Genomic DNA, 10,000 nt, shown 5'->3' with positions numbered 1-10,000 from the left:
TAAGGCAGACTAGATGCGAGGATGTCTAATAGACGCGGAGTGGAAGATAATAGAGGGTCTTCTTCCAAGCGAACAAGGCCGCAGCCCGCGCCCCGAAAAAGTAATCGGTTGTTTCTCAACGGAATGCTTTATGTGCTTCGAACAGGCTGCCCGTGGCGAGACATGCATGAACGCTATGGAAAATGGAATGCGGTCTATGTTCGGTTTCGTAGGTGGGCGGAACAAGGTGTCTGGGACACTCTTCTTGAAACCCTCGTTGATCTTGGCCTGACGGATGACGGGCAACATAGGATAGATAGCACAATCCTTCGCACTCACAGCCAAGCAGCTGACGCAAAAGGTAAGGCTTTGGTCGAAGCCGCGGAGGCTTTACGAGCAAAATCCACGCCCGCTCCGATGGTCAAGGCCGCCCTCTAGCTTTCATGCTAACCGGCGGTGAAGTCTCTGATTATTCTGGCGCTGATAGCTTGATAGATATTCCTGTCACAACACCTCGCCGTTTTCTCAGCAATAAAAGATATGATGGCGATAGGTTACGCGAAAAACGGCTTTTTCAGCTATCCTTCCTGTTATCTCGCCTCGATCTAATCGAAAAGAGCATATTCTTTATAATTTACAGCACTGCAAAAGTCGTAATCATATCAAACGGATGTTCAATAAGTTGAAGCCGTTCAGACGTATTGTCACACGCTATGACAAAACCAGAAAATCTTTCCTCACCTTCCTTCATATCGCGGCTGTAAAATTATGGTTATCTTACTTTGTCAACAGAACCTAAGAAGCAGAGTGACAGCTTGCAGCAAGAAGGTGGCGGAAATAGATATTCAGGCGCGATTCTAAGAGCTGACAGATATTCCAGCTATTTTTGGATAGTTTCACTTATTCTAGCTATTTTTGGGTAATTTCACTAGCGTGAGCATCTGCTTTTTGAGAATGATAGAGGGCTTTCGCCTTATCGGCTTCAAGGTTATCTCTGCTATAATATAAAAGAAAAGCCCCAATTTATATTATGCGTGGATATAGCCTTGATTGGACGCGGCCTGTGTCCAAATGCCTTGGGCTTATCAGTCGCGACAGCGTCACCTTCACGGCAAAAACAGCCCAGAGTAATATTAGCTTTGGTTTTACGGATTAGTCACTTGCTCATGCTTGAAAAAGGATTTGGGTTTATCAGCCGCCATGACATCACCCACAAAACCCATCTAGATTCAAGAATTCATGAATTATTTTCAATCTTATATGATAAACTATTGAAGTAATTATTAAATTTTTCCTATTTTTTAATATATGTCAAAATATGAAAATAATTCAAGATCAAATAAAGAAAAATCCACCTACAAAAAGAAACTATAGGTGGATTTTTGTTATTATTATTTTTATTGTTTTTTATAATTTTCCATAAAATTCTAAGAATTAAACCACAATTTCAGTTGGTATTTTGCGGTATCATTCCCATGATTAGCCGCTTGTTTCAGCCAATAGGCGGCGTTGTTTTTATCAACGGTTACCCCTTCGCCATTATAGAACATAATACCAAGAGCCAGTTCAGCTTGGGCAAGGCCATGATTGGCCGCTTGTTGATACCAAGAAAGCGCTTTCGCTTTATCAACAGCCACGCCATCACCATTGTAATACATATTACCAAGGCTATATTCAGCTTGGGCATCGCCTTGTTCAGCGGCTTTTTGATACCAAGCAAGGCTTTTATTCTTATCAAGAGGCACGCCATCGCCATGCGCATACATCAGGCCAAGATTTAATTCTGCCGCAGTATTGCCTTGGTTAGCCGCCTTTTGATACCAGTCAAAAGCCTTACTTTTATCGAGCGGGACAGCATCCCCATTATAATACAAATTGCCAAGAATAAGTTCAGCCTGTGGATGACCTTTGTCAGCCGCTTGCTGATACCAGTAAAGTGCTTTGGCTTTGTCGAGAGAAACGCCATCCCCGCGAGAAAACATCAGGCCAAGATTTAACTGCGCTTGAGTATTACCTTGATTGGCAGCCTGTTGATAAAGGTCAACCGATTTGGATTTGTCAGGCGCAATGCTGTCGCCATTATAATACATATTGCCCAAAGCAAGGGCTGCATCGCCATCTCCATGCGTCACTGCCTGTTGATACCAATAGAGCGCTTTGGATTTATCAGCCGCGACCGCTTCGCCTTTATAGTAAAAATTACCAAGCGCATATTCAGCCGGAGCGAAGCCTTTATTGGCGGCTTGCTGGATGAGAGAAAAAGCCTTGCTTTTATCAATATTCGAGCCATCGCCATCCGCATATTTCAGCGCGAGTTTTAATTCTTCCTGTGGTGTTTTGGGTGTTGGTCTATTCAGCTTGAAGGCACCCCAAAAAAGCAAAGCACCCAGCGCAATCGCGGCCAAAATAATCGCCGCTTTCCATCCTGTTTTTTTCACTATTCTTGAAATCCTAATGGTCTTTTCGGTTTTCGTCTTCTTACGCTTCCTTTTATTTATGGAATATTACAGGAAATTTTGTCGATTCCATTACAAGATTAAAGGTCTTTTTCTTTGCAAAATCGAGAGAAAAGCCGAATAGTTATTGGATGAAAATCTATTCGGCTTCAGAGACAAAGCGCCTTTTGACCTATCCTCTTTTGGTCGAAGCCTTGAAAAAGACGATAACGGCCTATGCCGAAGGGAAGATAATTTGTCCTGAACGGGTGACAATTGCAGCAGCAGAAGCAAGCTCGGATGACCCGACTTTGTTGATGGTGATGCCGGCGGCTAGTTCCGAATTATTCGTCACCAAGATATTAACGATCTGCCCTGATAATGCGGCTTCTGATCGGCCTGTAATCCAAGGCGTAATCAATTGCGCTGATGCTCGAACGGGTAATCTGCTTTTCACCCTAGATGCGCCAACGGTCACGATGTTACGGACTTCGGCTTTGTCGATGCTGGCGATCGCGTTATTGGCAAGACAAAGCGTCAAAAATATTCTGATTATCGGCACCGGTGTTCAGGCGGTTGCCCATTGTGAGGCTTTGGCTGCTCTTTATCCTGAAAGTTCGGTTTTTATCAGAGGACGCACCCAAGAAAGCAGTTTCGCCTTTTGTCAGAAATTATCCGATTTACCTTTGCGCTTGCAGCCGGATTGCCAAGAAGGGCAGGTTTTCGACGTGGTGATTACGGTTACCTCCAGTCGAAAAGTCATTTATAATGAAGCGCCGTCGGCCTGTCCTTTGGTCATTGCAGTCGGAGCCTTTAAACCAGAGATGGTCGAAATAGCACCGGAGATCGTCAGAAACAGCCTTGTTTATGTCGATGACCCGATCGGTGCGCCTAGTGAAGCGGGCGATATTATTCAGGCTGGCCTTGAATGGTCGAAAGTGCAGCCTTTGGCTAAGGCATTGGAGATAACGCCGCCCGTCGAAATGCCTGTTTTGTTTAAATCGGTGGGCTGTGCCGCTTGGGATTTAGCCGCCTGTCAGGCCATGATGTTAGCGAGTAAAAAATAGAATCCTAAAGGATTATGAAAAAGAAGAATAATTTTTTCCTGTGATTAAAATGATATTAAAAAATAAAAGAGCGATAATCTTATTCTAGGTAAGATATTAACGAAGATATATTCAATAATTCTTTATTTAAATTTTTTAAATATGGAACAAAATTACAAAAATATGGCACCGATTTAGGGATATTTTTCTCTATTTCTGTTTTTACTTTTAATAAAAATATTTCTTCATTAGGTTGCCTTGATTTTTACATTATTTGACAAAAAAACAGGAGAATTTTATGAAAATCAGGCCGCTTATTCTGGCTATCCTTATCGGCTGCGCTATGCCCGCCTTGGCAGAAACATTGAATAATGAATCCGTCGTAACCTTGACCAATACCGGCCTTGGTGATGAAGCGATCATTGCCAAAGTCAAAAATTCGGATGCTGATTTTGATCTTTCGACCGATCAGCTCATCTCTTTACGGAAGCGTGGTGTTTCCAGTCCGGTTTTGGCGGCGATGCTTGAGAAAAGCGCCCCGAAAGCCGCGGCTTTGTCGATGGATTCGCCCGATCCGATGGTGCCCCATGCCCCTGGTGTTTATCTTCTCAATTCACATTCTTATCCGCCTAAAATGCAGCATATCGATTCAACGATAACTAATCAGGCAAAAACAGGCGGAACATGGGGCTATGCTTTGACAAGCGGGATTGCTTCGATGAGCATCAAGGCTTCTATCCAAAATGAACATGCCCGCAATAAAAGCGAAGACGAGCAGCCGATTTTCTATTTCTTCTTTGACGAAGCGAATAACCAGCAGACCACCAGCACATGGAGTTCCGGTTTACAATCGGTCATCAATTCGCCCAATGCTTTCACCCTTATCAAGATGAAAAGCAAAGATGGCAAAAATGGTCATCGTGAAATACGCGTGGGTAGCCGTAATTTGGGGGGTATGAAAAGCGGCGTTATGGATAAAGACCAAATTCCTTTTGATTCCGAAATGGTAAGACCCGGTGTTTATAAAGTAACCCCAAAATATGCCTTGAAAGCCGGTGAATATGGGTTTCTCTATGAAATGACCAGCAATGGAGCGAGAGGCGCTTTGGGAGGGCGGATTTTCGATTTCTCGGTCATAGGTGACCGCGATTTAGACAAAGACTAATTGATTTTTGAGGCTGTCTTTTGGCTATTCAGTGCCTTTTGGGTATTCAATAGTGAAAGGCAGCCTTCGGAAAAGAACCTCTCGAGAAATAATTTAATATTATTTAATAAGGCTTACTGAAAATATTTTATCCGTTAGGTGTTGTTACCCTTTGATGACAAGGCCTATATAGCCGCTATTACAAAGGACTTTTTGTCCTAAAAAGCGCGATAATCGAAGCGGATTTTTCATGACGCCCCCGAAGCCGAAAACCGGTTTTTTAACCCCTGATCGCTATTTATTCCTGTTATCTTTGTTGGTGGCTGGCACCTCCTTTATGGAGAATCTGGACGGAAGCATTATTGTTACCGCCCTGCCCGCGATGAGCAAAACTTTCGGGGTTCCTCCGATTGATCTCAATATCGGGGTTTCCGCCTATTTGATGACTTTAGGTATTTTTATTCCAGTGAGCGGCTGGATTGCCGATCGCTTTGGTATCCGGCGCATCTTTACCCTTGCGATCGCCATTTTTACCTTGGGATCCGTTCTCTGCGGTCTGGCGAATGGCTTGGTCGAATTCGTTCTGTTGCGGATTATGCAGGGTATGGGCGGGGCAATGATGATTCCGGTCGGGCGATTGGCTGTTCTGCGTAACCTGCCCAAGGAAAAGCTCGTAAAAACCATGGCGACTTTGATTTGGCCTGCTTTGGCAGCCCCGATGTTGGGCCCTGTCCTTGGTGGGTTGATCGTCACCCATACGACATGGCGGTGGATATTTTACCTTAATCTGCCTTTGGGGCTGATCGCGATTATTTCGGCCTTGCTGTTAGCGCCTAAATCAGGCGAAGTCGAAGCACCGCCTTTTGATTGGGCGGGCTTCTTATTGACCAGTTTTTCTCTGTTTTTCGTGATGGCCTCCATTGAAATGGGCGCGCAGCCAGAACCACAATGGATGATGATTGGCATTATGACCTTGATCGGTGGTCTGCTGTTAACCTTGGGATATCGTCATCTTAATCGCGTCGATCATCCGATGATTCATCTGGAAACCCTGAAAATCAAAAGTTTTTCTGTCAGTATTTTTGGTGGTAGTATTTTCAGGATTACTATTAGTGCCACGCCCTTTTTATTACCCTTGATGTTTCAGATTGGTTTCGGGCTTAGCCCTTTTTTATCGGGGGCTTTGCTGACAGCTATTTTTGCCGGAAATCTGTTGATGAAGCCTTTCACCACAGCGCTTGTAGAGCGCTTTGGCTTCCGTCCGATTTTGATCTGGAATAACGTCCTTTGTAGTCTGTCTATTTTGGCTTGCGCTTTTCTATCGCCGCAATCTGAATGGTTGATTGTGCTGGCTCTATTTGCGGGCGGGCTATTCCGGTCGTTGCAATTCACGGCTTTGGTCACGCTGGCTTATTCGGAAGTGCCGAAAGAATTGATGAGCACTGCTAATACACTTTTCAGCACCCTTGTTCAGATTTCTTTGGGTTTAGGCGTGACCGTTGGGGCTATTGCCTTGCGGATAAGTCACCTTGCCGTTCGTTGGTTTCATTTGGGGCAGCAGCCTGATCTACCCTTTAGAATAGCGTTGCTTCTGGTGGCCTTGCTGTCCTGTTTGGCCTTGGTCGACACGACCAAATTAAGTCCGACTGCCGGTTTCAATCTTTTGAAAAATAAAAAAATGCCTGAGAAGGCCTAAAAAAACGGATTCAGCGCCCGTCTCAATGGCCTGAATTTTATAGGCAAGGTCGATCATGCCCTGATGGCCAAGTGAAGATTCACAGAGGAAAGACATCCATTTTTTGAGAAAAAGCTTGGCTGGCTTTTCCCCAAAAAATGGCATGGATTGCCTTTATAGAGGTTAAAAATCAGAAGCAGAAAGCCGCTGGAACAAAAAGTCCAATTCATCCATCGAGCTATAATCAAGGCTGATAGTGCCGCTTTCACCATTATAGGCAATGGTGACGGGTAATTTTAGCGATTCTGTCAATAATTGCTGCAAGGCCAGAATATCGGCATCATCACCATCAGCCGCCAGCGTTTGACCTTTTTTGGCTTTGCTGGGGGGTTCTTTACTCTTGCCGTTTTTGATTTCCTGCACCAGCTTTTCGGTATCACGCACCGATAAGCCTTTTTCGATGACCTTTTCAGCCAGTTTTTGCGGATCTGGGGCGGTAATCAGCGCGCGGGCATGTCCCATCGTTAATTGCCGCGTAATCAGCGCATCTTGCACTACCTCAGGTAAATCGAGGAGGCGCAGCAGATTGGTAATATGGCTTCTGGATTTCCGAACCAACTTGGATAGCGCTTCGGGGCTGTGGCCGAATTGTTCAGCAAGGCGCTGATAGGCCTTGGCTTCTTCAATCGCGTTTAATTCCGAGCGTTGGATATTTTCGATGAGCGCCACTTCCAGCGTTTCGGATTCATCAAATTCCCGCACAATAACAGGAATGTCATGCAGTCTTGCCCGCTGGGCAGCCCGCCAGCGGCGTTCGCCTGCAACGATTTGCCAGCCGCTTCCTTTCGGGCGGACAACGATCGGTTGCAAAACGCCCCTTTGGGCAATGGATTCGGTGAGTTCGTTTAAGGCCGTTTCGTCGAAAATCCGGCGGGGTTGGTCTGGATGAGGGAAAATAGCGGCAACAGGCAAACTACGAACGGCAGCAGGGGACTTATTTTCAGAGTCGATATCTGGATTATCGCCCGATGTTTCTTCGGCAATCTCGCCTAATAAAGCGGAAAGACCGCGACCAAGGCCGCCTTTTTTACGAGGACGGTTTTTCTTGTCGAAACTCATGCAGATACCTGTGGTTGATAAAAAGTTTTCTTACTGGAAAGGCGGTCGATGACTTCACGTGCCAAAGCCATATAGGCTTCTGATCCGGCACAGCGATGATCATAAATTAACGCGGGGATACCATGGCTGGGCGCTTCGGAAAGCCGGACATTACGAGGAATAGTGGTGTTAAAAACAACCCGCCCCAAGACTTCCCGAACATCATCGGCCACCTGATCGGAAAGCCGGTTGCGGCGGTCATACATGGTAAGCGCAACTCCAAGGATCGAGAGGCTGGGATTAAAACGCGACCGCACCCGTTCAATCGTTGTTAGAAGCTGGCTCAAACCTTCGAGAGCAAAAAATTCGCATTGCAGCGGCACCATCAATTTATGGGCAGCGACAAGGGCATTAACAGTCAGGAGCCCCAAGGAGGGCGGACAGTCAATCAGACAAGCATCCCAGCGATCAGGCGGCGCGGTGTCGAGCACATGCGCCAGACGATGGGTTCTTTCCCCAAGGCTAAGGAGGTCAATTTCAGCACCGGAAAGATCAACGGTGGCCGGAATAATTTCTAATCCCGGAACAGCCGTTTTCACCACCCCTTCGGTCAAAGCGGCTTCGCCGGTTAGCACCTGATAGGCAGAAATCCGACGATGTTCGTGTTTGATACCAAGGCCGGTTGAGGCGTTCCCTTGAGGATCGAAATCAATAACCAGCACCCGCCAGCCAATAGCCGCCAAAGCGGTTGAAAGGTTAATCGCAGAAGTTGTTTTTCCGACGCCACCTTTTTGATTGGCGATAGCGATTCTGATCACGTTTTCTTCCCCGTTTTTTGTTTTTTGGGGTGAATGTGGGTCGCGACAATAATCGCCGATTGCGGATCGGTGACGCTTCCCTCTATTCGGGTATCACCTTGCCATAATTTACGGGTCTCTTCCAGTTCTGTCCGCGCATTTTGCCCCTTGGGAAGCAACCACAGGCTTTCCTTGTGAGAGAAAGGAAAGGCCAGTCGCCATAATTTATCCAGAGGCGCGAAGGCGCGGGCTGTAATAATATCAAAGGCTTGGGGTTCGATATTTTCCAGCCTTTGCCCTAAAATCGTGACAGGTGTTCCCGCAGCTTCAGCGGCTTTTTGTAAAAATTCAACTCTTTTTCGGCGGGATTCAACCAAAGTCACCGCCATTTCGGAAAGAATGGCAATGATGATTCCTGGGAAACCGGCACCAGAGCCAAGATCAAGCCAGTTTTTAGGGGAGGCTTTTTTGTAAAAAGCAGCTTCTTTTCTGGCCAAGGGCAGAAGTTGGGCGGAGTCAATAATATGCCGCCCCCATAAATCATCGACCGTTGAACGGGCGATCAAATTTTGATGCGCCATTTCCGCATGAAGACAAGCGACAAAAGCGTCGAGCTTTTCCACCGTTTCACGTGAAATACCGATATGCTGGTCAAGCCAGAGGAGCGCTTCTTCCCGTGTCATAAGGTCACTTTTTTTGCATGAATTAAAATAGCGGCCAAAGCAGCCGGTGTAACGCCCCTTACCCGTGAAGCGGAGGCCATGTCAGGCGGACGAGCTGCCGAAAATCTTTCGACCATTTCATTAGAAAGACCCGCAATGGCCGCATAATCAAGTTCAGCTGGAAGGGACATATTGTCATGGCCTGCCAAGCGTGCCAATTCGGCATCCTGCCTTTCGAGATAAGGCGCATAACGACCGTCGTCGATCATTTCAGAGACAACTGCATCTGAAAATTCTGTTAGTTCCGGTATAATCGTTTCGAGATGTTGCCGCGTGACGGCCGGAAAGCGGAGCCATTCAAACAGGCTGTGTGATGCCCCTTCGGTAACCTTGGCACCGACGGCTTGCATATCCCGACTGCTGGCTGTTTTTTCCAGTAATTTTTGGCATTTTTCACGTTCAGCCAATCTTGTGGTGACGAAATCCGTCATTTCAGCCCCCAAAGCCCCGAAGCATTTGGCCTGACCCGATAAACGCGTCACGGCGTTATCAGCACGGAGGCCAAGACGATATTCGGCCCTGGCAGTCAACATTCGATAAGGTTCGGTAACGCCTTGTAAAACTAGATCGTCGATCATTACCCCGATATAGCTGTTACGACGGTCGAAAACGGGCGGCGTTTTTCCAGCGACATGGCAAGCCGCAGCGATGCCCGCTACCAGACCTTGAGCGGCGGCCTCTTCATAACCGGTGGTGCCGTTAATCTGACCAGCGCAGAAAACGCCCTTCAAGGCCTTTAATTCCAAATGATGGGTTAGACTGCGCGGATCGATAAATTCATATTCGACGGCATAGCCGAATTGCACGATTTTGGTATTTTCGAGCCCTTCGATGCTGTTGATAAAGGCTTGCTGCACATCTTCCGGTAGAGAGGTTGAAATGCCGTTCGGATAAATCAGCGGCGTATCAAGTCCTTCTGGTTCAAGAAAAATCTGATGTCCGTCACGATCACCGAATTTCATGATCTTATCTTCGATAGAAGGGCAATAGCGTGGCCCCCGCCCCTCTATTGCGCCGCTGAAAAGTGGTGAGCGGTCCAGTCCTGCCCGGATGGTATCATGGGTTTTCTGATGGCTGCGCGTCAACGCACAAGCGATTTGGGGG

At 46.7% G+C, this 10,000-nt stretch carries 10 protein-coding genes; 5 read left to right on the top strand and 5 right to left on the bottom strand.

Annotation, left to right across the window (positions count from 1 at the left end; genetic code table 11):
• The first annotated feature begins 123 nt into the window (after nucleotides 1–123).
• Nucleotides 124–417, top strand: coding sequence for a transposase (locus tag LDL18_RS04445; RefSeq protein WP_296507174.1), 294 nt, complete (start codon nucleotides 124–126; stop codon nucleotides 415–417).
• 592 nt (nucleotides 418–1,009) lie between these two features.
• Nucleotides 1,010–1,135, top strand: coding sequence for a hypothetical protein (locus tag LDL18_RS04440; protein ID WP_296507172.1), 126 nt, complete (start codon nucleotides 1,010–1,012; stop codon nucleotides 1,133–1,135).
• Nucleotides 1,136–1,406: 271 nt separating this feature from the next.
• On the opposite strand, the gene LDL18_RS04435 is transcribed toward LDL18_RS04440, so the two are convergent.
• On the bottom strand, nucleotides 1,407–2,417 hold the full coding sequence (locus LDL18_RS04435; protein ID WP_296507171.1) for an SEL1-like repeat protein: 1,011 nt from the start codon (nucleotides 2,415–2,417) through the stop codon (nucleotides 1,407–1,409).
• Nucleotides 2,418–2,566: 149 nt separating this feature from the next.
• Between LDL18_RS04435 and LDL18_RS04430 the strand changes: the two genes are divergently transcribed.
• From LDL18_RS04430 to LDL18_RS04420, 3 genes are all read left to right on the top strand, one after another.
• Complete coding sequence (locus tag LDL18_RS04430) at nucleotides 2,567–3,481, top strand: delta(1)-pyrroline-2-carboxylate reductase family protein (RefSeq protein WP_296507170.1); 915 nt, start codon at nucleotides 2,567–2,569, stop codon at nucleotides 3,479–3,481.
• Nucleotides 3,482–3,758: 277 nt separating this feature from the next.
• Nucleotides 3,759–4,625 (top strand): hypothetical protein, encoded by an 867-nt coding sequence (locus LDL18_RS04425; protein WP_296507169.1) that lies wholly within the window; start codon nucleotides 3,759–3,761, stop codon nucleotides 4,623–4,625.
• Between the two features lie 229 nt (nucleotides 4,626–4,854).
• The gene (locus tag LDL18_RS04420) at nucleotides 4,855–6,300 is read left to right on the top strand and encodes an MFS transporter (protein ID WP_296507168.1); all 1,446 of its coding nucleotides are present in this window, start codon (nucleotides 4,855–4,857) and stop codon (nucleotides 6,298–6,300) included.
• Nucleotides 6,301–6,462: 162 nt separating this feature from the next.
• On the opposite strand, the gene LDL18_RS04415 is transcribed toward LDL18_RS04420, so the two are convergent.
• From LDL18_RS04415 to LDL18_RS04400, 4 genes are all read right to left on the bottom strand, one after another.
• The gene (locus LDL18_RS04415; RefSeq protein ID WP_296507167.1) at nucleotides 6,463–7,398 is read right to left on the bottom strand and encodes a ParB/RepB/Spo0J family partition protein; all 936 of its coding nucleotides are present in this window, start codon (nucleotides 7,396–7,398) and stop codon (nucleotides 6,463–6,465) included.
• Entirely contained in the window at nucleotides 7,395–8,195 is an 801-nt protein-coding gene (locus LDL18_RS04410; RefSeq protein WP_296507166.1) for a ParA family protein, read from the bottom strand. The genes LDL18_RS04415 and LDL18_RS04410 overlap by 4 nt, the downstream gene beginning before the upstream one ends.
• Entirely contained in the window at nucleotides 8,192–8,857 is a 666-nt protein-coding gene (gene rsmG / locus LDL18_RS04405; protein WP_296507165.1) for a 16S rRNA (guanine(527)-N(7))-methyltransferase RsmG, read from the bottom strand. The genes LDL18_RS04410 and rsmG overlap by 4 nt, the downstream gene beginning before the upstream one ends.
• Nucleotides 8,854–10,000: FAD-dependent oxidoreductase (locus LDL18_RS04400; protein WP_296507164.1), on the bottom strand; the 1,147-nt coding region annotated here is incomplete at its 5' end. The genes rsmG and LDL18_RS04400, both read right to left, overlap by 4 nt.

It is taken from the genome of Zymomonas sp., assembly GCF_020216885.1.
GTDB lineage: Bacteria > Pseudomonadota > Alphaproteobacteria > Sphingomonadales > Sphingomonadaceae > Zymomonas.
Note: the sequence above shows the minus strand (reverse complement) of the source record. Positions and strands in the feature narration are given on the sequence as shown.

Excerpts from the sequence above, each read along its gene's own strand:
- LDL18_RS04440 (WP_296507172.1), top strand. The coding sequence starts at position 1,010 with ATGCGTGGATATAGCCTTGATTGGACGCGGCCTGTGTCCAAATGCCTT.
- rsmG (WP_296507165.1), bottom strand. The coding sequence starts at position 8,857 with ATGACACGGGAAGAAGCGCTCCTCTGGCTTGACCAGCATATCGGTATT.
- LDL18_RS04425 (WP_296507169.1), top strand. The coding sequence starts at position 3,759 with ATGAAAATCAGGCCGCTTATTCTGGCTATCCTTATCGGCTGCGCTATG.
- LDL18_RS04430 (WP_296507170.1), top strand. The coding sequence starts at position 2,567 with ATGAAAATCTATTCGGCTTCAGAGACAAAGCGCCTTTTGACCTATCCT.
- LDL18_RS04420 (WP_296507168.1), top strand. The coding sequence starts at position 4,855 with ATGACGCCCCCGAAGCCGAAAACCGGTTTTTTAACCCCTGATCGCTAT.
- LDL18_RS04445 (WP_296507174.1), top strand. The coding sequence starts at position 124 with ATGCTTTATGTGCTTCGAACAGGCTGCCCGTGGCGAGACATGCATGAA.
- LDL18_RS04415 (WP_296507167.1), bottom strand. The coding sequence starts at position 7,398 with ATGAGTTTCGACAAGAAAAACCGTCCTCGTAAAAAAGGCGGCCTTGGT.